We start from the raw sequence: 25,426 nt of genomic DNA on the forward strand, positions 1-25,426 counted from the left end.
GATCGTCGGAATCGCGCATCCGGCTCGGTGCGCGTGCGACACGCGGGCTGATCAGTTCACTGAGATGGGCGCGCCGTCGATGGAGTAGCGCTTCGTCCCGCTCGACCAACGGACTGGCTGGAGCCGGTCGGCGTAGTCGGTCTTCCCCGGTCCGTACGAGCCCGGCAGCACTGCGGGCAGTCCGTCGATCGTGCCGAGGCCTTCGACGGCCTGGACGAAGGTCCGGGGGTTCAGGTCGTGCCCGGCGGCCGCGGCCGCGTTGGCGAAGACCGCCACGACCGCGCAGATGATCGCCACGGCGTTCTCCTCGCCGAGCGGGACGTCGGGGGCGTCGGTGGCCTCGTTGTACTGCTTGATGCAGGCGGTGTTCTCGGGTGTCTCCAGTTCCCCCTTGGCCGGCCAGGCACTGGCCGTGAACCCGACCGCACCGTCGAAGCTGTTCCCGGCGTTGGCCAGGACGCCGTTGGAGGCGAGCGCCCCGATGTCGCTGGTGAGGTACCGCGGGTAGAAGTGCTGGGACTCGGCGAGGGCGATGAAGCGCAGTGCGCTGGCGAAGTCGGTGCCGAGCATGACCGAGTCGACGCCGGCCGACTTCATCTTCTGGATGAGCGCGGGGACCTGCGCGATGCTGTTGGCCGGGTCGAGCTCTCCCAGGACGGCCAGCGGGTGGCCGAGCTCGGCGAGCCTGTCGGCCGCGGCCTTGACCGGCAGCTGGCTGGCGGCGCCGTCGGCGACGGCGACCGCACCCAGCGTGCGACCCTCCACCTGTCCGGCCTTCAGCAGGATCGACGCCCAGTTGCGGCCGGTCCGCTCGAGTGCGGGGTCGAGACTGACCAGGAGGCCGTGCGAGTCCCGGTAGACATGCTCGAGGGAGGGATTCTTGGCGACGACGGGCAGCTGGTACTGGGCCCCCGTGCAGCGGCTGGCGTCGTTGGTGCCGAGGATGGCGAAGACCTTCTCATCCTTGGCGAGATGGATGCAGATCGCCTTGTCCGAGTGCTCCCCCGTCGTGGTGAGGGGATCCCAGCTGGTGTAGACGGGCTCGATCGTGCGCCCCTTGATGCCGCCTCCAGCGTTGATCTTGTCGAACAGCGACTGGTAGGCCGCCCGCTGGAGGTCGACGCTGAAGTTCGGCAGGCCGAGGCCCAGTGGCTCGGCCGCGGAGAGGTCGAGCATCATGACGCCGACCTTGATCGTGGTGTCGGTGACGCCCTGGGCCACGTCGGTGATTTGGCCGGCCGTCGAGGTGCCGGTCAGACCACCCGGCCTGGCGCCGACGTTGCCGCCGTCGACCTCGATGGGACCGCTGCCGGACCGGCCCGCACCGGCTGTGGACGGCGCCGAGGACGCCAGGCCGAGCGGGATCGCCAGGCCGACGGCGAGGAGCAGGCCGGACAGGGCGACGAGCACGCCGTAGGCGCGAGCGGGTGCCACCACGCGGAAGTGCTCGGTGTGCGGTGGGGGGTTCATCGGTCTCCCTCGGGGCAGAGAGTGCGCAGTTCGGCGGGGTTCGGGCCGGCGGCAGCATCGCTGCGCTGCCGGGCGCCGTCGTGTGCGTCGAGGACGGGGGGCAGTGTGGCGGCGAGGAGGGCCGCGGCGAGGATCAGGGCGAGGAGGATCGTCTGCCACTGGCCGGCGGACAGGCCCAGCACGGGACGGGGCCGGTGGGTGCGATCGCGGTCGGTCATGCCGATCCCCCCGCGATGATGAGGCTGTCACTGCGCTCGATCGCGCGCCGGTCGGTGCCGAGGTAGGCGGCGACGACATCGGGATTGTCGCGGACGACCTCCGGGGCGCCCTCGGCGATCAGCTGGCCGGCCGAATAGCAGTACATCCGGTCGGAGATCGACATGGTCAGCGGCATGTCGTGCTCGATGATGACCACGGTGGCCGACAGTTCGCGCTGGATGCTCTTGATCAGCGGGCCGAACGCCTCGGACTCCTTCTGGGCCACACCGCCGGTCGGCTCGTCGAGCATCAGCACGTCGGCCCCTTGGGCGAGCAGGCAGCACATCTCGACGATGCGGCGCGTGCCGGTGGAGAGCTCGGAGGTGAGCGAGTGCGCGTAGCGGCCGAGCCCGAGGAAGTCGATGTAGCTGTCGGCGTCCGCGTTCTTCCTCCGCTCACGCGCCCGCCCTCCGGGCAGTGCGAGGAGCGACGGGACGAACTCCGAGCGATCGCGGGCCTCCAATGCCACCCGAACGGTCTCGTGCACGGTCAGGTCGCCGAAGAGGCGCGCGTCCTGGAAGACGCGGCCCATCCCGAGGGCCGCACGCTGGTGCGGGGCGAATGACGTGACGTCGACGCCGCCGATCTCGATCCGGCCCGACTGCGGTCGTACGAAGCCACTGATCACGTTCATCAGGGTCGACTTGCCGGCGCCGTTGGCCCCGATCACGCCGACGACCTCGCCCCGTGCGACGGTCAGGGAGGCGTCCTTGAGCGCGACGCGGCCGCCGAAGCTCACGTTCACACCGGTGACCGCGATCGCCGGCGCGGCCGGGTCGGTGACGAGGACCGGCTCGGGGCGCGGCAAGGTCTCGATCGGTGGCCGCACCGGGTCCGGGACCGCGGCACGCCCGCGGGCGAGGTGGCTGAGGATCGCCGAACGGGCGGTCAGCCCAAGCTGGGTGAGTCCCCCGGGCAGGAAGAGGATCAGCACCAGCACGCCGATGCCGGAGGTGGCCAGGCTCACCGAGAACGAGTCACCCAGCACGGCCGGCAGGCCGATCAGATAGATCGCGCCCAGGATGGAGCCGGAGACTCGGCCCAGCCCGCCGATGACGACCATCGAGATGATCAAGGTCGACTGCTCGGGACCGAAGATCGCCGGCGACGTAGCGGAGGCGAGGCCGTACTGGCCGGCCGCCGCGGCGTAGAGGCCACCGGCCAGGCCGGCCAGCGCGCCGGCGAAGACGAAGGCCGAGAGCTTCGCCCCGACCGGGGCGACGGCGAAGCTCGAGGCCGCCCGGTCGTTGTCCCGCACCGCGATCATCGAGATGCCGGCGCCGGTGCGTCGCAGGCGAACGACCGCTGCGGCACAGACGACGACGATCGCCAGCGTGAGCAGGTAGAACGTGCGCTCGGAGGAGAGGTCGAGCCCGAACAGCCGCTGAGCGGGGAAGGTATAGGTCGGCCCCGCGCCGAAGATTCCCTGCCCGTAGAGCCAGGACTGGCACGCCACCGCGAACGCGAGCGTCGTCACGGCGAGGAACGGGCCCTCGACGCGCAGGGCGGGGAGCCCGACGACGAAGGCGGCGAGGCCACCGGCGACCGCACCCTGCGCGACCGCGGCGAGGAACGGGACACCGTTCGAGGCAAGCTGCGTGGCCACGAGCGCGCCGATCCCGACGAAGCCGAACTGCCCCAGGGTCAGCTGGCCCGCCCAACCGGCGAGGACGGTCACCGAGAGCCCGACCAACGCGAAGATCAGGACCCTGGTGAACATGTACTGGTCCGCCGATGTCGTGAAGACCAGCGGGAGGAGAGCCGCGACAGCCACCGCGACGACGGCACCGATGAGACCGGAGCGACGTACCCACCACACGTTGCGCATCGCGCTCGGGATCGGCGGGGTCTTCACGGTGATGCCGAGGCCGTCGGTGCCACCGCCCATGCCGGGGCGGCGCAGGAGGGTCAGGACCAGGATCGCGAGGAACAGGACCAGCTCGGGCGAACCGGTCGGCGCCCCGTTGGACACCATCACCGTCTCGATCAGTCCCACCGCGAGGCCGCCCATCATGGCCCGCGGCATCGACGTCAGACCGCCGACCAGCGCCGCGGCGAGCGCGTGGACGAGCAGACCGGGACCGACCGAGGCGGTCGGGAGGCCGACGACCGCGCCGGTCATCGGGTTGAGCAGCGCCACGGTCAGCACCGCCAGCGCACCGGAGATCGCCCACACGGTCGTCGAGACGCGCATCACCGGGACACCGGCGAGCTTGGCCCGGTCGGGGTTGTCGGCCGAGGCACGGACCGCGAGGCCGAACGGCGTCCTGGTCAGGAAGACAGTCAGCCCGACGATCACCGCCGGCACGAAGGCCAGCATCATGAAGTGCGGGGAACTCAGGACCACTCCGCCGACGTTGGCCTCGCGGTCCAACGGCGAGGGGAAGGAGCCGTAGTTCTCCATCTCGGGGAGCAGGACGCGTCCGAGGAAGACCAGCTGGCCGACGCCCAGCGTGGCCACGAGCAGGATCAGGCGCGGCGCCTTCGCAAGCCGGCGGATGACGCCCATCTCGACGACGGCGCCGATCGCGGCGCCACACACCAGGGTGGCCGCCAGCGCCAGCCAGAAGTTCCAGTGCCAGTCCAGCACCATCTTGGCCAGCAGCACCGCACCGAAGGCGCCGATCTCACCGTGCGCGAGGTTGATCACCTTGGTGGCGCGGTAGACCAGCACGATGCCGGCGGCGAGGATCGCGTAGGCCAGGCCGGTGAGGAGTCCGAAGACCAGCATGTCGGACGTGATCGACCACGTCGTAGCGGGGATGTCCATCTCAGGCACCTGCGCCCTTTCCGAGGAAGACCGCGCGCACCAGGTCGTCGCGGTGCGCAAGCTCGTGGGCCGGGCCCTCGAAGCGGACCTGCCCCTTCTCCATGAAGACGGCTCGGTCGGCGATCGAGAGGGCGATCTTCACCGACTGCTCGACGATGACCATCGTCAGACCCTCGGCCTTCAACCCATCGACGATCGCGAGCACCTCCTGCACCATGACCGGCGAGAGGCCGAGGGAGAGCTCGTCGATGAGCAGGATCTCCGGTCGCAGCAGCATCGCGGTGGCCAGGCCGAGCATCTGCTGCTCGCCACCGGAGAGCGTGCCCGCCGGCTGGTCGAGCCGCTGCCGCAGGAGCGGGAACCGCTCGAGTACGTCGTGGGCGCGCTGCTCGAGGTTGCGGGAGTCGCCGAGCAGCGTGTACCCGCCGATGAGCAGATTGTCCGAGACGCTCAGGTTCGGGTAAACCGACCGGCCACCGGGCACCTGGACGATGCCGAGCTTCACCCGGGTCGCCGGGTCGGCGTAGGTGACGGTGCGGCCGGAGATGCGCACCGCGCCGCGGTCGGCGTACTCGAGGCCGGAGATTACCCGCAGCAGGCTCGACTTGCCGGCGCCGTTGGTGCCGAGCAGCGCGAGGGTCTCCCCTTGGCGGACCTCGAGCGAGACGTCGAAGAGGACCTGGACCGGGCCGTAGGAGAAGTCGAGGTGGCTGACCTGGAGCAACGGCATCTCGTCGCCCCGGGCAAGGCGCAGCCGCTCGGTGCGCTCCTCGAGGAGGTCGGCAGCGGCGCGCGCGATGTCACCACGCAGGTGTCCGGCGCTGCTGGCGAGGATGACCCCGGCGAGGACGGAGGCCGCGGGCGCGACCACGGCGATCGCGGCCCGCGCACCCCACGACTCCTCGGCCAGACCGGTCACCAGGGCGCCACCGAGACCGCCGACCAGGGCCAGGTAGAGCCCGACGAGGGCGAAGGCCGTTGCGCGGAACTCCGTGGGAGTGACCGACGCGACGACGAGGGTCAGGGGGACGAGGCCGAAGAAGAGGATCGCTGAGGTGATCAGGCCGACGACGACGTAGATCGTGACGTTGGGCGCGTATGCCTGGACGCCGAACCCGACGCCGAGGGCGGCGAGGGCGCCGCTACCCATGTACAGGCATGCTTCGGGGCTGCGGCGGAAGAGGCGGTCGCTGTACACACCGCCCAGGGCGGCGCCGATGAGGCCCCCGAGCGCGGTGACGGCGCCGATCATGCCGCGCGCCTCGACACCCTGGCCGAAGTGATCCTCGAGAATGAGGCTGAGGTAGATGGGGACGGTGGTGACGCAGAGGCCGAACGCGCCGAGTGCGGCCATCACGAAGTAGAACGTGCGGATCTTCTTCAGCCGCGCGAACGCGGCTGCGAGCGTGACGGGGAGCGCGTCGGGGTCGGGCGGCAGTTCGCCGCCGAGGAGTGCCTCCTGCTCGAAGCGTCCCCGCGTGGGCTCGGGCAGACGGAGCACCCCCAGCGCCAGGATGACGCCCGGCACGGCCAGGACGGCGAAGGCCCACCGCCAGGCGTCCCGGTCGCCCGGCACGGCCACGGCGACCGCGCCGGCGAGCACCGGGCCGAGCACGATGCCGAGCGGCAGAGCACTGCGATGGACGGCGAAGACCCGGCCCCGCCCGGCCGGCGGGTAGGTGTCGACGAGGAGCGAGCCCTGGATCGGCCCCTCGTTCGCCTTGCCGAGGCCGGCGATGATGCGCACGATGACCAGCTGCCACAGCGCCTGGACGAGTCCGAGGCCGGCGGCGGCCACCGCCCAGCCGAGCGTGCACAGGCCGGCGATGAAGGTGCGACGGAAGCGATCGCCCAGCGAGCCCAGCGGCAGCGCCCCGAGGGAGACCATCACGCCGGCCAGCGCACCGACCACGGCCACCGCCGAGGAGCTGATCCGCAGCGACTCGCGGATGTCGGGCGCGAAGACCGTGAACATCGCGTTGTCCACGCTGTCGATCACGGCCAGGCCGAAGAGCAACCCGAGCGTCATCCGGCCGCCGGCGCTCATGACGTCCTTGAAGGTCGCCTCCGGCTCGGCTGCGCTCTTGAGGGCCGCTTCGGCGGCACGCAGGCCATCGTCGTCGGATCCGTGGTGGTCGCGGGTCGAGTCCCGGTCCAGCACGACGGAGGCGAGCAATCGCGGATCACTGGTCGTGGCGCGATCTTCATCGGTCATCGGTGTCCCTCCACGGTGTACTGGGGTCATGACGCGTGGTCAGGCGGCACGCTGGTAGCAGACTCTGTGCGTGGGACCGGCCAATCAGCGTCCGGCGGCGACCTTCACGGCGTCCGAGCTGCCGAGGCAGGCGGCGTCGCCCCGGCCGGCGCGATCGCCGTCCCGCTCGATGCTTGCCAGGCCTTCGGATCTCCCTCTCCCGCTGTGTGACATGAAGCCGGCAAGCGTCTGTGCTAGGTATCATAGGGTCAACCATCCGACATAGAGAAGTGATGACCAGAAGGCAGGGCAGTCTTGTGAGGGAATGGAAGGGATCGGTCGCCTTCATCACCGGCGGCGGCCAGGGAATCGGCCTCGGGATCGCGCGAGCGCTGGCCAAGCGTGGTGTACGTCTGGCATTGGCCGACATCGACGAGGCCGCGCTGGCCTCCAGCAAGGGAGAGCTCTCCGCGCTGACCGGCGTCGAGACCTACCGGCTCGACGTGCGCGACCGCGAGGCGTTCGCCGCGGTCGCCGACGAGGCCGAGTCGAGTCTCGGCCCGGTCGACCTGCTGTTCAACAACGCCGGCATCGCGCCGTACTCGTCACTGCGCCGGATGCGGTACGAGCAATGGGACCTGGTCATGGGGGTCAACGTGCACGGAGTGATCAATGGCGTCCAGACGTTCATGCCACGGATGATCGAGCGCGGCAAGGGCGGGTACGTCGTCAACACGGCCTCGGGCGCCGGCCTCGTCGCCGGGCCGAACGTCCTCTACACGACCTCGAAGTACGCGGTCGTCGGGATGTCGGAGTCACTGAAGCACGCGGCCGCCAAGTACGGCATCGACGTAAGCGTGCTGTGCCCCGCTGCGGTGGCCACCAACATCCTGCACAACACCGACGCCCTCGGCTCCGCGGCGGGCCTCGGCCAGCGAACCGACGCCCGCAAGAGCACCGAGGACTACATCAGCTCGGGGCTCTCGATCGACGTCGTCGGTGAAATGGTGCTCGACGGGATGGAGTCGAAGGCGACCTGGATCCTCACCGACAGCGAGATCGAGCCGTACGTGAAGATGCGGGCGGAAGCCTTGCTCGACGCGTTCCCCGCGGCGGCGTCCGGCGTCGTCTGAGGGCCGGGGCCTGCCGAAGCAGGCGGGGCGGTACGGGCCAGGGCCGTACCGCCCCGCGTCGGTTCGAGCACTACTGCGCGGGCGTGAAGCTCGCGAGGGAGGCCGAGAGCGCGCCAGTGGTGGCCGCGTCGGCCAGCGCGACGCCGCACAGGAACCCGTCCTCGCGGTCCGCGGCCGTCGTCGGGCAATGCCGCACGACGCCCTTGGTGTCCACCGCCTGGAACGGCTCGTAGGTCACCTTGCAGGCCAGGCTCCCGTCAGCGCCGGATTCCACCTTCGTCAACGAGGACTTCAGCGGCGCCGAGACACCGGCCTGCTTGGTGGAGTACGTCGCGACCACGCAGTAGTACGCGGTCGAGGGCGTGGCGCCGGTGGCGGTCGCGGTCAGCACCGTGCCCGGTGCGATGTCCGCGTTGGGCGTCAGCTTGGTCTCGAAGGTGGCCACCCCTGCGCCGGCCGTCTTCTCGCCGCTCGTCGCCGGTGTCGAGGGCGAGCCCGTGGCCGACGGCGGTTGGCCGGCGCTCACGTCCTCGCCGCTCTCGCCGCAGCCGGCGACCAGCACCAGGCTCGCTGCCGTGGCCGCGACCGCCAGGATGGTCTTGCGCATGTGGACTCCTACCCGGGGCACTGGTTGCTAGGACTTGGAGAGTTGGCGGATGACGTCGATGCCCGTGGGATCGACCGGGATTCCGTTGAAAACTGCGCGCGCGTTGGCGTGGCCGGCCTGGTGCAGGGCGAAGGCATGACGCAGGGCGTTGTACTGGCCCTGCGCCTCCAGGGCACCGTTGACCGACAGCTTCGCCAGCTTGAGCCCGAATGCCGGGCGCCGGGCGATCTCCGATGCCATCTCCAGAGTGAACGTTTCCAGATCGGCCCGCGCCACCACGTGGTTGACCATGCCGAGCTGGCGACACTCCTCGGCGGTCAGGGAACTGCTGCGGAAGAGCATCTCCTTGGCCTTGCGCGCCCCGAGCTCCCACGTGTGGGTGTGATACTCGTGGCCGTTGACGGCGAACGCAACCGTGGGGTCGGAGAACGAGGCGTCCTCACTGGCGATGATGATGTCCATCGGCCAGACCAGCATCAGGCCGCCCGCGATCACCTTGCCCTGCACCTGGGCGATCGTCGGCTTCGGAACATTGCGCCAGCGCCAGCACATCCCGAGGTAGAACTCCTCCTCGTTGGCCATCCCGCCGGCCTGGCCGGGCTGGAGGTAGCCACCGGTCATGCAGTGCGGCTCGAAGTCGGCGCCGCTCGCGCTGTTGGTCAGGTCGTGACCCGAGGAGAAGTGCGGTCCATCCGCCGCCAGGACGATCACCTTGATCTCGTCGTCAGTCGTGGCCCGCTGGAAAGCGGTGTCCAGTTCGTGGAGCATCTGGTAGTCCTGCGCGTTGCGCATCTCCGGGCGCGCCAGCGTGATCCGGGCGACGTGCTCGGCGGGAACGTCGTAGCGGATCCTCTCGAAGCCGGTCTGGGGGGCGGTCTCAGGCATTGCTCTTCATCCTTTCGATGGCTTCGTCACGCATCTTGCTGCGGCGGACCTTGCCGGAGTCGTCGCGCAGCGGCTGGTCGATGAACTCGACGGAGCGCGGGATCTTGTAGCGCACCAGCCGGTCGGCCAGGAAGTCGAGGATCTCCTGGGCCGTCGTGCCCGGCTCGGCCTGCACGAGGGCATGGACGCGCTGGACCAGGTCGTCGTCGGGCAATCCGACGACGACGGCCGAGAGCACCTTGGGGTGCTGGCTGATGGCGTTCTCGACCTCGGCGGGGTAGACGTTGGCGCCTCCCGAGACGATCATGTCGACGCGCCGGTCACTGATGTAGAGGTAGCCGTCCTCGTCCTTCCAGCCGAGATCGCCGAGCGTCTCCCAGCCGTTGAGCGACTTCGCCTCCGCGCCGACGTACTCGTACGAGAGCCCCATGCCCTCGCTGCCCTTCATGTAGATCTCGCCGATCTCACCGGCCGGTGCCTCCGCGCCGTTGGCGTCGAGCACCTTCATGTCGCCGACGATCGGCCGCCCCACCGAGCCTCGGTGCCGCAGCCACTCCTCGCCGGTGATGACCGTCATGGCGATCGACTCGGTGCCGCCGTAGAGCTCCAGAACCTTCTCCAGCCCGAGCATCTCGATCCACTTCTCCTTGAGCCACTCGGGGCACTTGGAGGCGCCGTGCCAGAGGATCCGGATGGAGGAGAGGTCGCGGGCCCCGCTGGACTCGATGACCCGGTACATCCGGTGCATCATCGTCGGCACGAGCATCAGCCACGTGATCCGGTGCTGCTCGATCAGCCGCAGCGTCTCCTCGGCGTCGAACTTGTCCATCACCACGATGTGCTGGCCCAGGAGAAGGCCGCCGACCGACATCGTCAGCGACGAGTTGTGGTAGAGCGGTGCCACCACCAGCTGGGTGTCGGCGGAGGTGTAGCGGAACAGGAACTGGTTGATCGCCGGCGACGCCTCGGCACCGGCACCGGCACGAATGATCTTGGGCTGCCCGGTGCTACCACCAGATGTCGGCGCCTTCCACGCCGGGGAGATCACCTCGGGCAACGGCTCGTCGCTCACCGAGTCGTCCGGCTCGAACCCCAACGGCAGAGCGGCGTAGCCGGGGTGGTCCCCCTCGTCCACGCCGACCAGGAGCGCCGCCTTGGCGAGGTCGATGATCGCCTGCCGCTCCGTGATCGGGAGGCGGTACGACAGCGGTATCGGCACCGCGCCGACCTTGAGGGCCGCGAAGAAGGCCACGTAGAAGTCGATCCCATTCGGCAGGGCGATCACCACGTAATCGCCGAACGTCACGCCCTCGCCGAGGTAGACGCGAGCGAGCCGGTTGGAGCGCTGCTCAAGCGTGCGACGGGTAACGACGTCGTCCCCATGGCTGATGGCGATGAAGTCGGGGGCCTCCCCGGCGAGTCGCGCCATCGTCCGCACATAGGGCTCGGCTGGGTTTGCGGCGATGAGCTCCGCCACGGCTGCAGCGTCCATTGCACACCTTTCCTCGACGAGCAACTGGACCAACTCTATGCTAGCCACCATAGAGTGAGGCAAGTTACTTGGCGGAATTTCGGCGAAGGTGGCCGGCTCAGGCCGACAGCCGAGCCCAAGAAGTGCGGCGAACGATCGCCGGCCGAGTCACCATGGACGGTACGGCCGGGCGAGTCCGCCCGGTTCTTCGCGCCGACGAGGTTCGGACGCCCTCAGTCAGCGGGACTTGCCGCGCCGGGAGCCGCCACTTTTGCCAGCCTTGCGCTGCTGCTCCGGTGCCGGCTGCGCCCACACATCGGCGACGTGCTTGTCGAACACGCTCGCCAGCGCCTGCAGTGCCGTGTCGAGGTCGACGCCGTCAGGGTCGATGAGTGCCTGGAGGTGGATGCCGCTCACCGCTCCGCTGACCGCCACGGCGAAGGCACGCTCCCGCTCCGTCGCGAAGGCCGGGTCAACCCCCTCGGGACGCTGTGTGCGCAGCCAGACCTCGACGCCCTTGCGTCGCCTGGCGAGGAACTCCTGGTACTGGGTGTGGACCGCGCCGGTGCTGCTCATCGCCTCGGTGAGGATCATGAACATCAGCGCCGAGTTGCCGCTGCGCAGCCAGTTGGCGTACTCGTCGAGGACCTCCGCCAGACGGGGGACGGTCTCGTAGTGCTCCGGACCCATCGCCCGGTCGATGGCGCGCCCGACAACGGCCAGGATCAGCCCGTCTTTGTTCTTGAAGTGCCACGGGATCGAGCCGCGGCTGATGCCGGAGCGCTCGGAGATGTCCACGAACGAAGTCCGATCGAAGCCGCGCTCGGCGAACAGTTGCTCCGCCGCGTCGAGGATGCGCCGACGACTCTCGTCGCCGATCTCGTCGATCCGGCGTCGTCCAGGTGAACTCACGGTCGCCATCATAGACAGGACCGCCCTCCGGCTGCCGCAAGCCGGGTCCCGCGCCGACTCCAGCAGGGTACCGGTGCCGATCACCTGCGGCTCACCCCCACAGCCTGGCCGGCTGCCGGGTCGAAGTTCGCCAGGAACGCCTCGGCGTCGGCCATGGCCACGGCGATCTCCTCGGTACGTTGACGGAGGTGCTCCGGAATCGCGTTGCGCGTGGCGATGTAGGGCGCGTTGCTCTCCACGGCTCGCAACACCAGCTCGCCCACACCGTTGGGCGAGGCGCCCTGGGCGTTGAGGATCTGGTGGGCGGTATCGAGGATCTGGGTCACCCGCGCCGAGTGGGCCGGGGCAGTGTCGGGACGCAGCTGGCGCGTGTTCTCGACGATGTCGGTGGCCACCGGGCCCGGGAAGAGCACGGAGACCCCGATGCCGAGGTGGGCGAGTTCGGCCCGCAGCGACTCGCTCAGCCCGACCACGGCGTACTTGCTCGCGTGGTAAAGGAAGCCCGATCCGGCGGGAAGCAGCCCCGCCTCCGACGAGGTGTTGACGATGTGGCCGCGGGCGCCGGCAGCCAACATCCCGGGCAGGAACGTCTGGATCCCGTGGTAGACGCCCGCGAGGTTGATCCCCATGGCGTAGTCCCACATCTCGAAGGTCGCCCTGGCCGGGCTCACCGAGTCGATGATGCCGGCGTTGTTGAACAGCAGCGTCACGGCACCGAGGTCGCGCTGCACCTCGGCGGCCACCTCGGCGTACTGCTCCCGGTTGGCGACGTCGAGCCGGTAGCAGCGCAAGCGCTCCGGCCCGGTGGCGAGCAGATCGCCGGCGCTTTCGAGCGCATCGGCGCTGATGTCGGCGATCGCGACGTTCGCACCGCGTCGCAGCAGCGCCCGGACGATGCCGAGGCCGATGCCCCGAGCCCCGCCCGTGACGAAGGCGAGGCGCCCCTCGAAGTCGGAGATGCCCTCGCTCGTGTCCGTGAAGGTGTTCATGGCCTTGTCCTCACCCTTCATATCCGCCGCCGGCCACGAGCACCTGTCCCGAGACGTAGTCCGCCTCCGGGTACGTGAGCATGACCACCGAACCTGCTGCTTCCTCGGGCGAACCGGCGCGGCCCAACGGGACGATCATCTTGATCGCCTCGTACGCCTGCGCCGGCACGCCGACCTTGATCTCGCGCCCCTCGACCTCGATGGTCGAGCCGCCCTCGGCGATCGGCTGGGAGAGCCGCGTCTCGATGAAGCCGAAGGCGACACAGTTGACGTTGACGTGGTAGCGACCCCACTCCTTGGCGAGGGTCTTGGTCAGGCCGAAGAGGCCCGCCTTCGCCGAGGAGTAGTTCGCCTGCCCGGAGTTGCCGCGGATGCCCGAGACCGAGGAGACGTTGACCACCTTGCGGTGGACCACGATGCCCTGCTCCGCCTCCCGCCGCACCGCGGCCCTGATGACGGGCTGGGCCGCGCGCAGGATCTGGAACGGCGCCTTGAGGTGCAGGTCGACGATCGCGTCCCACTGCTCGTCGGACATCTTCTGCACCACGTTGTCCCACGTGTAGCCGGCGTTGTTGATGATGATGTCGACGCCGCCGAAGCTCTCGACTGCCGCACCGATGAACCGGTCGGCGAAACCGTCGGCCGTTACGCTGCCGGGGACCGCGATCGCCTGCCCGCCGGCCGACTTGATCTTCTCGACCGTGTCGGCGGCCGGCCCGGCGTCCAGATCGTTGACAACGACGGAGGCACCCTCCGCGGCCAGCTTGAGGGCGGTCGCCCGGCCCACGCCGCGGCCCGCTCCACTGACAAGCGCCGTCCTGCCCTCCAGCTTGCCCATCAGCCGTCCACCTTCTGGTACATGGTCACGACGCAGGCACTGCCCATGCCCATGTTGTGCTGCAGGGCCGTGGTGACACCGTCGACCTGGCGGCCCGCTGCCTGTCCGCGCAGCTGCCAGACCAACTCAGCACACTGCGCGAGTCCCGTAGCCCCGATCGGGTGACCGCGGGCGATGAGGCCGCCCGAGGGGTTGATGACGACCTGGCCGCCGTAGGTGTTCTCGCCATCGAGCACGAACTTCTCGGCCGTACCCTTCGGCGTGAGGCCGAGCCCCTCGTAGATCAGGAACTCATGCACGGTGAAGCAGTCGTGCACCTCCGCAACGCGCACGTCCTCGGGGCCGATGCCGCTCTGCTCGTAGACCGCCTTGGCCGCCGAGGCCGTCAGGTCGTAGCCGACGAGCTTGCGCATGTCGCCCTCGAAGGTGTTCGCGTAGTCGGTCGTCATCGCCTGACCCGCGATGACGACGTCGCCGCGCAGGCCGTGCCTCGTCGCGTACTCCCGCGAGACGACGACCACGGCGGCCGCACCCGAGGTGGGAGGACAGCACTGGAGCTTGGTGATGGGGCCGTAGATCTGCCGTGACGCCAGCACCTCCTCGAGCGTCAGCGGGTCGCGGAAGACGGCGTTGGGGTTGTTGGCCGCATGCCGGCGAGCCTTGACGGAGATGTGCGCGAAGACCGCCGGATCGATGCCGAACTCCTCGACGTACTCGTTGCCCGCCGCACCGTAGAAGAGGGCAGCGCCCGGCAGGCTCTCCGGCATGCCGTACTTGCCGATCACGACCTTCGCGAAATCCTCGAGCGGGTGCGGGCGCTCGGGCCACCTGCCCTCGACGCCAGGCTCCATCTGCTCGAAGCCGACCGCCAGCACGACGTCGGCCAGTCCGCACTCGACGGCCTCGCGGGCGAGCAGGAGCGCACTGGAACCCGAGGAGCAGTTGTTGTTGACGTTCATGATCGGGATGCCGTACCGCCCGAGCTTGTAGAGCGCCTTCTGGCCGCCGGTCGAGTCGCCGTAGATGTAACCGGCGTACGCCCGCTGGACCGCGCTGTAGCCGATCCCCGCATCCGCCAGCGCTCGGCGAGCAGCCTCGGCGCCCATGGCATCGAACGGGTCGCTGCGGCCGGCCTTGGCGAAGGGGATCATCCCCACGCCGGCGACCACTGCTCTGTTGTCAGACATGCCCTCTCCTCGTCCCGGCAGCGCTGCGGAGGATCAGCGAAGCGTCGTGGAGTCTGCCACCTGATTGTCTCACCGTTCAAGTCTATGCTGGGTGTTATATTCAACTCTATGCTGGGTGTTATAACTGTCGCATGACCAACGGATCTGGATCGGACGGTCGGGCCACCGTCCGCGTCGAGGTACGCGACGGGGTCGGCACCGTGACCCTGGCGCGCCCGCACCGGCTGAATGCGATCACCTACACCCTGCTGGTGGAGCTGCGCGAGGCCCTCCTCGGCCTCGGCGCACGCGATGACGTACGGGCCGTCGTGCTCGCCGGCGAGGGGCGGGCGTTCTGCGCGGGCCTGGACCTCGAGGCCGGCCTGGCGGATCCCGCGCTGGACGATCCGGTCGAGGCGATGCAGGCCGGCATGGAGGCGGGCGCAGCCGTCACCTCGGCGATACGTACGATCCCGCAGCCCGTCATCGCCGCGGTCCAGGGTCATGCCGTGGGAGCCGGCTTCGCCTTCGCCGCCGCCGCCGACGTGCGGATGGTCGGGGCCGACGCCCGCTTCTCGGCACCGTTCCTGCGGCTGGGCATGAGCGTCGGCGACTTCGGGCTCTCCTGGCTGCTGCCCCGCATCGTCGGCCACGGCCGTGCCGCGCACCTCTTCTTCTCGGCCGGCGCCCTGGACGCCGGCCAGGCGGTCGCCGCCGGCCTCGCGGCCGGGATCAGCGCGGACCCGCTCGCGGCGGCGACCGAGCTCGCGTCGCACCTGGCGGACCAGCCGCCCTACGGCGTTCGAGCGAGCAAGAGGCTGCTCGATGCCGGCCTGAGCTCCCCGTTGCACGACCACCTGGCCGCCGAGGCACGAGCCCAGACGATCGGGGCGCTGAGTACCGCCGCGCAGGCAGCGATGGCGGAGACGCTCGCGGCCACCAAGCGCCGCGAACGCTGATCCGTGGACGCGGGCGACCCGGCGGCGGAGGAGACGATTCCCGCTACCGGGATCAGCCTCGGATCGGGGTCGTTTCAGCCCAGCGCCGCGGCGAGGCGGATCGCCGAGCGCCAGGCGAGGGCGACGGTCGTCAGCGTGGGATTGGCCGCGGTCGACGTGGGGATGACTCCGTTCCCGCCGACGTACAGGTTCTCGACGCCCCACACGCGCGAGTACGGGTCGCAGACGCTGAGACCGTCGTCGAGCGCCCCCATGCGCACTGTGCCCTGGTAGTGCAGTGAGGAGCCGCCGGCTGCGAGCGTGGGCTCCTCGATCAGCCGCCCGATCAGCTCGGCGCTGCGCAGGCAGTTGCGGCGCATCTGCTCGATCGTTTCCAGGTCACGCTCGGTGCGCCGGTAGCGGATCGACATCTTCGGCATCCCGTAGAAGTCGGTCTCGGTCTCGCTGAACTCGACCGCGTCGTGGTACAGCACGTCCTTCGCGCCGTACCACGCGACCAGCCCGAGCCGTTGCGTGGCGGGGTTGTCGCCCATGCTCAGCTTGTAGGGCGAGTTCGCGAGGGCCATCACGCCGCCCTGCATCGGGCGGGCGTCGGAGAACGGGATCAGCACGTAGCCGAGCGCGCCCCGCTCTTCGGGCGGGCAGGCCGCGGGATCGAACTCGTCGTTGAGCTGGACGAAGGACACCATCTGGAAGTGCTCGTTGAGGTGGTGCCCGAGCGCGGGCGGGCGCACTCCGGAGGCGAAGAGCACCTGCGGCGTGCGGAGACCATCGGCGCAGACCACGACATGGCCGGCTCGGACCAGGGTGACGGCGCCGGTACGGCGGTCCTCGAGCTCGGCGCCGATCGCCACACCGTCCTCGACGACCACCCGTCGGGCGAGGGTCTCCGAGCGCAGCTCGAAGCCGGGCACGGTCCGCTCGATCTCGCCGAGGATCACGCCGGTGCCGCAGAAGCGCAGGATGTCGCCCTCCCACCGGACGGCGCTGGGCATGAGGCCGACCGGGGAGAGCCCCGGTCCGTCGAACTCGGCGGCCATGGCCGCCCGGAGCGCGCCGGGCACGCCGATGTCGCCACCCTCGACGCGGGAGACTCCGAGCAGTTGCTCGGCCCGGTCGAGCGCGGCGTCCATCTGGTCGCCGGGGATGAAGGCAATGCGCTCCGACTGACGCGGGCGGGGGCATGAGGTAGCCCAGTGGATGCCCATGCCGCCGACGCCGCTGGCCATGCTCGCCGCGGGCAGCCCCACCTCGCCGGGCCCGTGGACCGGCCGCGGGTCGACGAAGAAGAGGCCCGGCAGGACGGTCTGACGGAACTCGAGGCTGGGATCGATCCCCTCGGCGATGTCGGCGAGCGCCGTTGCGCGCTCGATGCCGGCGTGGGGTCCCTGGGTGAGCAGCTGTGCCGCCGCGCGGTCGGCCTCGGTCATGTTCTGGGTGTGCTCGCCCCGCACGCCGGGGATCGCCGGCCCGACCTCCACCATGAGGATGGTGGCCGACGGCACGGCATCGCCGATCGTGCGGGCGAAGGTGGCACCGGCCGGGCCGCTGCCCACGATGAGGACATCGACGTCAGGTGTCGTGGCCGCCATCTCAGTGCCCCGTCCGTGCAGCGGCGAGCGCCTCGCGCGTGGCATCGAGCACGCGGCGGGACTTCGCCCAGGGGTCACCGCCGGCGCCTTCATACTCGACGGCGTACGGCCCGTCGTAACCGTGATCGACGAGTATGCGCAGCGCCCGCCCCAGGTCGACGGCACCGATCGTGCCGTCGTCGGCGACCAGGTGCGCCTTGACGCTCACATGCTCCGCCCGCGCAGCCAACGCCTCGATGCCGGCGTAGAGCTGGCTGAGGTCGAGCCCGGCGAGGAACCCGGCCACCTCGGGGTCGTCGGCGTCCGGGATCTGCTGGAACCTCGCTCGCATCGGCTTCAGCAGCGAATCGAAGTTTCCGAGGTCGAGCAGCAGGCCACAGGATTCGGTACCGACCGCGTCCAGCAGCGCCGCGAGCCACCGCGGGTCGCTGCTTCGGCCACCGTGGTTCTCGACCAGCAGCCGCGTCCCTTCGGCAACCGCGAAGGAACCCAGGTCGACGAGTGCCTCCACGAGCTGGTCGGGGGGTTCGGTGCCGTGGTGCGCGCTCATCGGCGAGCCCGGGTTCACGCGGACGAACGTCGAGCCCATGGCGGCGAAGCGCGCGATCCATGCCTTCAGCTCGGCGACATCGGCTGCTCGGCGCTCGGGGTCGGGGTCGGCAAGGTCGCCGACGTCGACCGCGATGTTGAGCAGGCTGGTCCCCGAGGCACGTAACCCGGCCGCGAACAGGTCGATCTCGGGATCGTCGAGGCCGGTGAACTGGAACCCGGCGGTCTCGATCGCGTCAATCCCGAACGTGTCCCGGGCCCGGCGTGGGTAGTCGCCGAGGCCGAACAGTTTCGGGTTGTCGAGGGTGAAGGCCTGCTCGGCACCGGAGGGATCGCGGAAGCGGAAGACGATCGGTCCGAGCTGTTCGCGGAGGCTGAACGACGAGACGGACAGAACGGTGTCGGGCACGGCGTACCCCTTCGAGTAAATTGGTAGTGATTCCCAGAATGGTGGCTAACCCGTTTCGGAGTCAATACCACATGGGATTGCTCTAGACTTCCGGCATGGGGCTTCGGGAGATGAAGGCCGCCCGCACGCGCCGGCAGATCGTCGAGGTCGCACTGGATCTCGTCCTGGAGCAGGGCTATGACCCGACCACGATGGAGCAGATCGCCGAGCGGGCCGAGGTCGGCACCTCGACGCTCTATCGCTACTTCCCGAGCAAGGAACTCCTCGTGCTCGAGCCATTCACCCAGGTCCTCGACTTCGCCCAGCGGCTCGAGCAGCGACCCGCCGACGAGCCGCTGGATGCCGCGCTCGGTGCCGTGATCCGGGAGTCCTACCCCGGCAAGGCGATCGACCGCGAGCGCCTGGTCGCCCTGCGCCGCATCGTGGACCACGCCCCGGGGCCGCGGGCGCGACTGTGGGACCTGGTGAACCGCTCGACCCGCGACCTCGAGCGGGTGATCGCCACGCGCGCCCAGCTGCCGAGCGACGACCTCACGGTCTCGCTGGCGGCGAGGATGGTCCTCGCCGTGTACGAGATCGTCGGCCAGGCATGGTCCGCGGGGCACACCCGCGACTCGTGGGAGCGGGCCGCCGACCGCACCCTGGCGGCGATTGCCCGGACCCGGCTCGTCATTCCCCGGCTCTGACCGGTCGCCGGCCACCTGCCGCCGGCCCGGTCCGACGGTAGGACGTCCGCCCCGCCGGTGCTGGCGCCGCCCGCGCGCGGGCCCTCGATGACTCAAGCACGCTCCTTCGTGTTCGCACCCCTGGATTCTCTGTGTCGTCCAGCATAGTCTGTTGCCCCGCGGTAACACTCGGGTGAACGCACAAAGGGGTGACCATGTCCCATCCGACGACAACCACTGAGGTCCATCAGTGGCGAGTCCCCGCTGAACGACATGTGGGGCGACGGCGACACCCTCGACCTGGTCACGGACGAGCCGCCCCGCGGCACGATGAGCACTGGTGACGCACCGACGGATCCGCTGGACGTCGCCGTCGACGGCGACTCCGCCACGTGGCGCGCCCAGGTCACACAGCCGATGCCGCTGATGGTCGAGTTCAGCGCGACAGCGGACGGCGACCAGGTGGCCGGCATCGCGACGGTGCAGTCCTTCTTCAAGATCCCCTTCGACGGCAAGCGTCGATAGCCGAATCTCCCGACGGGCCCGTGTGCCCATGACGTCGATGACGTCCGACAACGAGAGGTACACCATGGATGCTGCGATCATGGAACAGATCCTGGCTGCGAGCCCGTCCGAGCCGTTCGTGCGCACGCTGGCGCGACTCGCGGCCGAGGACCCGGACTTCGTGGCCCTCAGCTTCGGCGACGAGTCCATGACACGGCGCCGTCTCGAGCAGGAATCGAACCGGCTGGCCCGGGTCTACTCCGAGATGGGCGCGAAGCTCGGCGACTACATCGCGGTCGCGCTGCCCAACAGCATCGACTTCTACGTCGCCTTCTTCGCCGCGCTCAAGGTCGGCGCGGTGCCGATGCCGCTCTCCTACCGCCTGCCCGTCGCCGAGCGGCAGGGCATCATCGAGCTGACGAAGCCTGTCGTGCTGGTGGGTGTCGGCGGAGACGACCACCCCGGCTACCCGTCGCTGCCGGTCGGGTTCAGGCCTGATGACAGCGTGAGCGATGCACCCCTCCCCGAGGTGGTATCCCCCTCGTGGAAGGCACCCGCCTCGGGCGGCAGCACCGGTCTACCGAAGATCATCCGCAACGGGACGGGCGCGGAGGGATCGCCCGCGTTCACGGCGCTGGCGTACCAGTACGGTCCGAACGACACCCAGGTCGTCGTGGGCCCGCTGTATCACAACATGTCGCTGGCCAGTTCGGTCGGCGGTCTCCTGCTCGGCCAGCACGTCGTGGTCATGGCGAAGTTCGACGCGGACGAACTGCTCCGGCTGATCGGCCGGCACAGGATCACCTGGATGGTGCTGGTGCCGACGATGATGCACCGAATGTACCGCCGGATCGAGGAGGGCGGCGTGTACGACCTCTCCTCGATCCGGCTGTTCTGGCACATGGCCTCCAAGTGCCCCGAGTGGCTCAAGGAGAAGTGGATCGAACTCCTGGGACCGGAGAAGGTCATGGAGCTCTACGGCGGGACCGAGGCGATCGCGATCTCCATGATCTCCGGGACCGAGTGGCTGCGGCACCGCGGGTCCGTTGGCCGACCGGCCATCGGCGACATGAAGATCCTGGACGACGAGGGCAACGAACTGCCCCCGGGCGAGGTCGGCGAGATCTACATGAAGGGCCCCGAGGGCATGCCCGCGAGCTACGAGTACGTCGGCGCGGAGGCGAAGTCGATCAACGGCTGGACGACCCTCGGCGACCTCGGCTGGAAGGACGAGGACGGCTACCTCTACATCAGCGACCGGCGCGTCGACATGATCGTCACGGGAGGCGCCAACGTCTACCCCGCCGAGGTCGAGAACGCCATCGACCTGCATCCCAAGGTGATGTCGGCGGTCGTGGTCGGCCTGCCGGACGACGACCTTGTCGCGCGGGTGCACGCCCTCGTGCAGGCCGAGCCCGGGACGACGGCCCAGGAGATCCTCGACTTCCTGACCGACCGGCTGGTGCGCTACAAGATCCCGCGCTCCGTCGAGTTCATCGACCAGCCGCTGCGCGACGACTCCGGCAAGGTCCGCCGCAGCGCACTGCGGGACGCAGCGATCGAGCGGATGAAGAGCCGAGCCTGATCACGTCACTGCGCCCTCCCGCCGCTTACCTGGCTCCCGCCGGGAGAGCTTCTCGAGGATCAGCTCGCGGAGCCCGGCCGCATCGACAGCCGAACCGCCACGGCTCGTACCGCCGACGATGTGGCCCTTCAGGGCTCCCCAATCGAGCGAGTCATCCCCCGCACACCGATGACCAGAACCGGCACGGACACCCCAAGCCCGCCGACCCGCAGTCACTGGCCCACGGCCGATATTAGTGAGACGAAGCCTGGCGGCGGACATTGCGTACCGCCGTCAGACTTCGCCCTCCGAGGCGCCTTCCCAACCAAACCTGCCTATCTGCTGGATACCCGGGGGAAGCGTCGTAGGCCGTCCGCTCATCGCCTCATCGTCCTCATTGGACGATGTTGCGCGCCGCGGAAGTTGCCTACGGCAGCGGCGAGGTAGCGTGTGGCGGTCGTCTTCGACCGCCCGAACTGCCGCATCAGCAGGTCCGCACACGCAAGGTCACATTCCCCAGATTCCGCCCGTCAGGCAAACGGGTCGTGACGTCGAAAACCCGCGCGGCCACCGTGCGGCGCAGTTGAACGCACAGCCTGCTGAATGGCGAATACGCCGGTATGTCCGGCGATGAGCAGGGGACTCGCGGGCGCCCGGCACGACCGCTATCGTGCCGGGCAGACCGGGAACCTAGCCCTGGATTGGGCTCGATTCTGGCGATGTGTTCGCCTTCACTGCTTCCGGCTGTAGTGTGGCTGCCGGAACCCTGATGATCGGTACCGTCCATCGACTCGGTTCGCGCTCGCGGCCCACTTCGGGGATGCGCAGGACCGCGACGGCCCCGAGTATCCCGACGACGGCCAGCGTCAGGTATAGCGCATGGAAACCGCCCAGTGCGAGAAGTACGGGTGCGGCGAAGGGCACGAGGGACTGCGGCAGTGAGTTGGCGAGGTTGATGATGGCCAGGTCCTTGCCGGCGTCGCTGCCGTCGGGCAGGACACGCACGCAGAGTGCGAGGTCGACCGCGAAGAATGTGCCTGTCCCGAGGCCGAGGAGGGCTGACGCCACGTACAACTGCCCAAAGTCCGAGGCCGTGGCGGTCAGCACGAGGCCCGCGGCGGCCAGCGCTCCGGCGCAGGCCACGAACGGCTTCTGCCGCCGCACCGCGTCGGAGAGGTAGCCGGCGCCGGCGCTCGCGACGGCGAGGCAGCCGACCATGAGCAGGCTCATCCGCAGCACGAGTCCTCCGACCTCTTGCGCGCTCACCTCGAACCGCTGCATGAGCAGGAAGGTGTTGTAGGTGGTGCTGGCGTAGGCGCAGGTGATCAGGAACCGCACCAGCCAGGCCCACCCGAGGGCGGGGTACCGCCGCGGGTTGAACCAGAATGTCGTCGCGATGGTCCGCAGGTTCAGCGGTTGCTTCGGCCCGGTGTTGCGCGGGTCGCGCAGGAGTGCCACGGCCAGGAGGCTCAACGCCAACCCGGCCGCTGCGATGGCCCACCATTGGGCGTGGCTTCCGCCCGGGAAACGGTTGGTCAGGACCAGGCCCGCGAGCGGACCGACTGCGAAGATCATGCCCATCAGCCCGGACACTCCTCCGCGCCGATGCTCGGGAACCTGGTCCGCGACCAGGGCGCTGAGCGCGACGAACTGGAGGTTCCCCACCGACTGGGCGACGCACCACAGGACGACGACCTGCCAGACCTCGGTCGCTGCGGCGATGGCGACGAGGGTGAGGGAGAGCAGGAGTGATCCGGTGAGGATCCAGGTCCTGCGTCGTCCGAGGCGGGCGCGGGTGCGGTCCGAGAGCCGCCCGGCGATCGGGCCGAACGCGAGTGCGACGAGTGCTCCGAACCCCGTGACGATCCCGAACGCCGTAGTCGCGTCGTCGCCCGCGATCGTGCTGAGACGCAACGTCAACAGCAGCTGCAGCGGCGTGATCATGGCGATCGCAAAGCCGAGCAGGGAAGACAGCATGGCCGGGACCAGGCGGCGCAGCGGGGTGACACCGGCACGCGGGATCTCGACGGCGGCAGCAAGGTGCTGCGTTGTCATGGCGCATCTCCGATCTGGTTACTCGAACGCATGCCGATGGCATGCACGTCACGCAGCGTCCCGCTCGGGATGGCTGCGTTTGGCGGGGACGTCGAGCCGCGATGCGGCACAGAGCGACGCACGTGGTAACCCCAGCCCTGACCAGGAACCGTCCTCATCGGACTCGTCCTGGCCGGGCACTGTGTGGGCTGCGGGTCAGCGCCGCTGCAGGAGGGTGAGCAGCTCCCGATCGAGCGCGTGACCGTGCCAGTCCTCGTAGGCCACGTCGGAGCGGCCGGAGTCCAGCACACCGAACGGGCCGCGGAAGTTCCACAGAGCCCAACCGATGCCGTGGTCCTGCAGGACGCCGAACAGATCGTCCAGCCAGGCGAGGAAGACCGCGTGCGGGGTCTCGCGGTACGCGCCGGCCTCTCCGAAGTGGACCAGGACCCCGTCGTCCGCCAGCTGAAGCCATGGTGCGAATTGCTTCGCCAGCGCATCGCGGTCCCACCGCACGGTCCCGCCGAGGCCCAGGCGGTCGATGAGGTCGCGATAGGGCGAATCGGCGTCGAGGCCGGCCTGGTCGTACGGCCAGGCGGGATCGGCCTGGTCGTAGAAGAAGTCGGGCACCCACGGGCACCGGTGATGGGAGATCTGCAACGGCGTGTAGCTGTAGTGCGTGCTCAGGGCGACGTTGGGGCGGTGGGTCAACGATGGCGGCAACAGGCTCATCGATGCGTCGGGCCCCTCGAGGATCACCAGGCGGTCCGCGTCGGCGGAGTGGATCGCATCCAGCGTGGTCCCGTAGACCCGATCGAAGTCGTTCATGGTCACCGTGTCGGTGAGAAATGGTGGCTCGTTGACCAGGTCGAAGCTCAGCTGTGTACTGGGGATGCCCGCGTAGCGCTCGGCGAGCGTCGACCAGTACCGCGTGAAGAGCTCGAGGGACTTCTCGTCGGCGAACAGGTTTCCCGGCTCGGGGGTGTCGAACGGGTACGAGGTGACGCAGTAGCCCGGCGCGCGATGGAAGTTCAGAGACACGTGCACGTCATGCTTGCGTCCGTACTCCACCGCGGCGTCGATCAGTTTGAGCCGGCGTTCGTCGATCGACCTGCCGTCCGGCCCGGCCACGAAGTACAGGTACGACATCGGGATGCGCACGAAGTCGAATCCCCATTCCCGGATCCAGGCGAAGTCGGACTCCGCGAACACCCCGTCGCCCATCGGGAAGTGATCCTTCCACCGGAGGCTGGTGGTGAAGAGATCGAGAAGGTTGAAACCGCGCCATCTCGGTGTGGTGCCGGCCATTGTTGAGTTCCTTCGCTCGATGGAAGTGGGGTGAACTCGCGAGGCGGATCGACGATCAGCACGAACGCCTCGCCGGCGGGGACGAGGCTTCGATCACGGTCGCGCGAGACTTGAGAAGACTGTGCACCTTGCCGTCTTCTCACGTCAACAACTTGGCTGATACGTTGCTAAGTGAGAAGTTGGCGAGCAGCAGCGTCACGGCCGTGGATGCCGACACGCCATGCGCGATCATCGCGCGCAGGTTCGCACAGGTCTGGAGGTCCGATGACGGTTGCAACGCGGATACCCGCTCCCCCCGGCGTCGTCCTGGTGAGCGGTGCGGCCTCGGGTATCGGGCGGGCCGTTGCCATGGCTGCTGGCCGAGCGCGGGTGCCTGGTCGCGTTCGGCGGCCCCGATCTGTAACCCAAGGACCGCACCAGGAGGCATTCATGTCATTCGGCCAGGACGCCGCATCGTCGGTCGACCTGAACATCGTCCGGACCCGGCTCACCAGTGCGCTGCTGTCCGACATGCTGGACGGGATCGGGCTGCGCCGGCAATGCCTCGGCCCCGGTATCGCGCCGCTGCAGAGCGGGACCACGGTCGTCGGCTACGCATTCCCGTCGCCGTGCGGCGGGTCTACGACGTTCCGGAAACGCCGTTCGCCGGCTTGCTCGCGGCGCTCGACGCCATCGGTCGGGACGAGGTGTTCGTGACGCCCACGGCCCGCGCCCGCGACCTCGCCGTGTGGGGTGAGCTGCTGTCCACCTGCTGCGGGGCGAGAGGTGCCGCCGGCGCGCTGACCGATGGACTGGTCCGGGACTGTGGCGCGATCGAGGCATTGGGGTTCCCGGTCGCCGCCGCGGGCACCATCCCCTACGACAGCAAGGGCCGGCACGAGATCGTCGGGCACCGCGTCGCCTGTTCGATCGACGGCGTCCGGATCGAGCCCGGGGACCTGGTGTTCGCCGACCTCGACGGTTGCGTGATCACCCCGCGCGCCCACATCGCCCGGGTCGTGGGCGCCGCGCTGGAGAAGCAGGCCGACGAGCACCTGTTCCGGGACGCCGTTGCCGCGGGTATGCCCGCCGTCGTTGCCTACGACAAGTTCGGCGTCCTGTGACCGGCCCCGTGCGCTTCCGACCCGACCTGAGGACCTCATGAAAATC

The 25,426-nt window shown here is 69.4% G+C and carries 21 protein-coding genes; 6 read left to right on the top strand and 15 right to left on the bottom strand.

Annotated features, from left to right (window positions below; genetic code table 11):
• Positions 1 to 51: 51 nt before the first annotated feature.
• From ACQPY0_RS33815 to ACQPY0_RS33830, 4 genes are read right to left on the bottom strand one after another with little or no spacing between them, the layout of a single operon-like run.
• Positions 52 to 1,470, bottom strand: coding sequence for an ABC transporter substrate-binding protein (locus ACQPY0_RS33815; protein WP_432969735.1), 1,419 nt, complete (start codon positions 1,468 to 1,470; stop codon positions 52 to 54).
• Positions 1,467 to 1,688 (bottom strand): hypothetical protein, encoded by a 222-nt coding sequence (locus ACQPY0_RS33820; RefSeq protein WP_432969738.1) that lies wholly within the window; start codon positions 1,686 to 1,688, stop codon positions 1,467 to 1,469. The genes ACQPY0_RS33815 and ACQPY0_RS33820 overlap by 4 nt, the downstream gene beginning before the upstream one ends.
• Entirely contained in the window at positions 1,685 to 4,498 is a 2,814-nt protein-coding gene (locus ACQPY0_RS33825; RefSeq protein WP_432969741.1) for an ABC transporter permease subunit, read from the bottom strand. The genes ACQPY0_RS33820 and ACQPY0_RS33825 overlap by 4 nt, the downstream gene beginning before the upstream one ends.
• Position 4,499: 1 nt before the next feature.
• A complete protein-coding gene (locus tag ACQPY0_RS33830; RefSeq protein WP_432969744.1) occupies positions 4,500 to 6,713 on the bottom strand; it encodes an MFS transporter in 2,214 nt (737 codons plus the stop codon).
• A gap of 296 nt (positions 6,714 to 7,009) precedes the next feature.
• Here ACQPY0_RS33830 and ACQPY0_RS33835 point away from each other — a divergent pair, with 296 nt between their 5' ends.
• Positions 7,010 to 7,825, top strand: a complete 816-nt coding sequence (locus ACQPY0_RS33835) for an SDR family oxidoreductase (RefSeq protein WP_432969747.1) — start codon at positions 7,010 to 7,012, stop codon at positions 7,823 to 7,825.
• 70 nt (positions 7,826 to 7,895) lie between these two features.
• Here ACQPY0_RS33835 and ACQPY0_RS33840 read toward each other — a convergent pair whose 3' ends face one another.
• From ACQPY0_RS33840 to ACQPY0_RS33870, 7 genes are all read right to left on the bottom strand, one after another.
• Positions 7,896 to 8,432 carry a hypothetical protein gene (locus ACQPY0_RS33840; RefSeq protein WP_432969750.1) on the bottom strand — a complete coding sequence of 179 codons (537 nt, stop codon included), beginning with the start codon at positions 8,430 to 8,432 and terminating at the stop codon, positions 7,896 to 7,898.
• 27 nt (positions 8,433 to 8,459) lie between these two features.
• The gene (locus ACQPY0_RS33845; RefSeq protein ID WP_432969753.1) at positions 8,460 to 9,317 is read right to left on the bottom strand and encodes an enoyl-CoA hydratase; all 858 of its coding nucleotides are present in this window, start codon (positions 9,315 to 9,317) and stop codon (positions 8,460 to 8,462) included.
• Positions 9,310 to 10,809: an AMP-binding protein gene (locus ACQPY0_RS33850; RefSeq protein ID WP_432969756.1), complete on the bottom strand. Its 1,500-nt coding sequence runs from the start codon at positions 10,807 to 10,809 to the stop codon at positions 9,310 to 9,312. The genes ACQPY0_RS33845 and ACQPY0_RS33850 overlap by 8 nt, the downstream gene beginning before the upstream one ends.
• 216 nt (positions 10,810 to 11,025) lie before the next feature.
• Complete coding sequence (locus tag ACQPY0_RS33855) at positions 11,026 to 11,700, bottom strand: TetR/AcrR family transcriptional regulator (RefSeq protein ID WP_432969759.1); 675 nt, start codon at positions 11,698 to 11,700, stop codon at positions 11,026 to 11,028.
• An 80-nt stretch (positions 11,701 to 11,780) separates the two neighbouring features.
• Complete coding sequence (locus tag ACQPY0_RS33860) at positions 11,781 to 12,689, bottom strand: SDR family NAD(P)-dependent oxidoreductase (RefSeq protein WP_432969762.1); 909 nt, start codon at positions 12,687 to 12,689, stop codon at positions 11,781 to 11,783.
• 10 nt (positions 12,690 to 12,699) lie between these two features.
• Positions 12,700 to 13,527 carry an SDR family NAD(P)-dependent oxidoreductase gene (locus tag ACQPY0_RS33865; protein ID WP_432969765.1) on the bottom strand — a complete coding sequence of 276 codons (828 nt, stop codon included), beginning with the start codon at positions 13,525 to 13,527 and terminating at the stop codon, positions 12,700 to 12,702.
• A complete protein-coding gene (locus ACQPY0_RS33870) occupies positions 13,527 to 14,714 on the bottom strand; it encodes a lipid-transfer protein (protein ID WP_432969768.1) in 1,188 nt (395 codons plus the stop codon). Before ACQPY0_RS33870 ends, ACQPY0_RS33865 begins: the two co-directional genes overlap by 1 nt.
• Before the next feature lie 131 nt (positions 14,715 to 14,845).
• Between ACQPY0_RS33870 and ACQPY0_RS33875 the strand changes: the two genes are divergently transcribed.
• Entirely contained in the window at positions 14,846 to 15,652 is an 807-nt protein-coding gene (locus tag ACQPY0_RS33875; protein ID WP_432969771.1) for an enoyl-CoA hydratase/isomerase family protein, read from the top strand.
• A gap of 74 nt (positions 15,653 to 15,726) precedes the next feature.
• Here ACQPY0_RS33875 and ACQPY0_RS33880 read toward each other — a convergent pair whose 3' ends face one another.
• Both ACQPY0_RS33880 and ACQPY0_RS33885 read right to left on the bottom strand, forming a co-directional pair.
• On the bottom strand, positions 15,727 to 17,244 hold the full coding sequence (locus tag ACQPY0_RS33880) for a GMC oxidoreductase (protein WP_432969774.1): 1,518 nt from the start codon (positions 17,242 to 17,244) through the stop codon (positions 15,727 to 15,729).
• Between the two features lies 1 nt (position 17,245).
• Positions 17,246 to 18,202: a sugar phosphate isomerase/epimerase family protein gene (locus ACQPY0_RS33885; RefSeq protein WP_432969777.1), complete on the bottom strand. Its 957-nt coding sequence runs from the start codon at positions 18,200 to 18,202 to the stop codon at positions 17,246 to 17,248.
• A 95-nt stretch (positions 18,203 to 18,297) separates the two neighbouring features.
• Between ACQPY0_RS33885 and ACQPY0_RS33890 the strand changes: the two genes are divergently transcribed.
• From ACQPY0_RS33890 to ACQPY0_RS33900, 3 genes are all read left to right on the top strand, one after another.
• Positions 18,298 to 18,888: a TetR/AcrR family transcriptional regulator gene (locus tag ACQPY0_RS33890; protein WP_432969780.1), complete on the top strand. Its 591-nt coding sequence runs from the start codon at positions 18,298 to 18,300 to the stop codon at positions 18,886 to 18,888.
• 252 nt (positions 18,889 to 19,140) lie between these two features.
• The gene (locus ACQPY0_RS33895; RefSeq protein WP_432969783.1) at positions 19,141 to 19,392 is read left to right on the top strand and encodes a hypothetical protein; all 252 of its coding nucleotides are present in this window, start codon (positions 19,141 to 19,143) and stop codon (positions 19,390 to 19,392) included.
• Positions 19,393 to 19,471: 79 nt separating this feature from the next.
• Positions 19,472 to 20,956 carry an AMP-binding protein gene (locus tag ACQPY0_RS33900; RefSeq protein WP_432969786.1) on the top strand — a complete coding sequence of 495 codons (1,485 nt, stop codon included), beginning with the start codon at positions 19,472 to 19,474 and terminating at the stop codon, positions 20,954 to 20,956.
• 669 nt (positions 20,957 to 21,625) lie between these two features.
• On the opposite strand, the gene ACQPY0_RS33905 is transcribed toward ACQPY0_RS33900, so the two are convergent.
• Both ACQPY0_RS33905 and ACQPY0_RS33910 read right to left on the bottom strand, forming a co-directional pair.
• Positions 21,626 to 22,990: an MFS transporter gene (locus ACQPY0_RS33905; protein WP_432969789.1), complete on the bottom strand. Its 1,365-nt coding sequence runs from the start codon at positions 22,988 to 22,990 to the stop codon at positions 21,626 to 21,628.
• 195 nt (positions 22,991 to 23,185) lie between these two features.
• The gene (locus ACQPY0_RS33910; protein ID WP_432969792.1) at positions 23,186 to 24,193 is read right to left on the bottom strand and encodes a glycoside hydrolase family 5 protein; all 1,008 of its coding nucleotides are present in this window, start codon (positions 24,191 to 24,193) and stop codon (positions 23,186 to 23,188) included.
• A gap of 692 nt (positions 24,194 to 24,885) precedes the next feature.
• On the opposite strand from ACQPY0_RS33910, the gene ACQPY0_RS33915 reads away from it, so the two are divergent.
• Entirely contained in the window at positions 24,886 to 25,380 is a 495-nt protein-coding gene (locus tag ACQPY0_RS33915) for an RraA family protein (RefSeq protein ID WP_432969795.1), read from the top strand.
• Positions 25,381 to 25,426: the final 46 nt, after the last annotated feature.

This window comes from Dactylosporangium sp. CA-233914, assembly GCF_050942935.1.
In the GTDB taxonomy this organism is placed as follows: Bacteria; Actinomycetota; Actinomycetes; order Mycobacteriales; family Micromonosporaceae; genus Dactylosporangium.

What these genes read in the sequence shown, in the direction of transcription:
- ACQPY0_RS33825 (WP_432969741.1), bottom strand. Translation starts at nt 4,498, where the DNA reads ATGGACATCCCCGCTACGACGTGGTCGATCACGTCCGACATGCTGGTC.
- ACQPY0_RS33895 (WP_432969783.1), top strand. Translation starts at nt 19,141, where the DNA reads ATGTGGGGCGACGGCGACACCCTCGACCTGGTCACGGACGAGCCGCCC.
- ACQPY0_RS33880 (WP_432969774.1), bottom strand. Translation starts at nt 17,244, where the DNA reads ATGGCGGCCACGACACCTGACGTCGATGTCCTCATCGTGGGCAGCGGC.
- ACQPY0_RS33840 (WP_432969750.1), bottom strand. Translation starts at nt 8,432, where the DNA reads ATGCGCAAGACCATCCTGGCGGTCGCGGCCACGGCAGCGAGCCTGGTG.
- ACQPY0_RS33900 (WP_432969786.1), top strand. Translation starts at nt 19,472, where the DNA reads ATGGAACAGATCCTGGCTGCGAGCCCGTCCGAGCCGTTCGTGCGCACG.
- ACQPY0_RS33870 (WP_432969768.1), bottom strand. Translation starts at nt 14,714, where the DNA reads ATGTCTGACAACAGAGCAGTGGTCGCCGGCGTGGGGATGATCCCCTTC.
- ACQPY0_RS33850 (WP_432969756.1), bottom strand. Translation starts at nt 10,809, where the DNA reads ATGGACGCTGCAGCCGTGGCGGAGCTCATCGCCGCAAACCCAGCCGAG.
- ACQPY0_RS33845 (WP_432969753.1), bottom strand. Translation starts at nt 9,317, where the DNA reads ATGCCTGAGACCGCCCCCCAGACCGGCTTCGAGAGGATCCGCTACGAC.
- ACQPY0_RS33910 (WP_432969792.1), bottom strand. Translation starts at nt 24,193, where the DNA reads ATGGGCGACGGGGTGTTCGCGGAGTCCGACTTCGCCTGGATCCGGGAA.
- ACQPY0_RS33890 (WP_432969780.1), top strand. Translation starts at nt 18,298, where the DNA reads ATGGGGCTTCGGGAGATGAAGGCCGCCCGCACGCGCCGGCAGATCGTC.
- ACQPY0_RS33815 (WP_432969735.1), bottom strand. Translation starts at nt 1,470, where the DNA reads ATGAACCCCCCACCGCACACCGAGCACTTCCGCGTGGTGGCACCCGCT.
- ACQPY0_RS33865 (WP_432969765.1), bottom strand. Translation starts at nt 13,527, where the DNA reads ATGGGCAAGCTGGAGGGCAGGACGGCGCTTGTCAGTGGAGCGGGCCGC.
- ACQPY0_RS33875 (WP_432969771.1), top strand. Translation starts at nt 14,846, where the DNA reads ATGACCAACGGATCTGGATCGGACGGTCGGGCCACCGTCCGCGTCGAG.
- ACQPY0_RS33860 (WP_432969762.1), bottom strand. Translation starts at nt 12,689, where the DNA reads ATGAACACCTTCACGGACACGAGCGAGGGCATCTCCGACTTCGAGGGG.
- ACQPY0_RS33905 (WP_432969789.1), bottom strand. Translation starts at nt 22,990, where the DNA reads ATGACAACGCAGCACCTTGCTGCCGCCGTCGAGATCCCGCGTGCCGGT.
- ACQPY0_RS33830 (WP_432969744.1), bottom strand. Translation starts at nt 6,713, where the DNA reads ATGACCGATGAAGATCGCGCCACGACCAGTGATCCGCGATTGCTCGCC.
- ACQPY0_RS33820 (WP_432969738.1), bottom strand. Translation starts at nt 1,688, where the DNA reads ATGACCGACCGCGATCGCACCCACCGGCCCCGTCCCGTGCTGGGCCTG.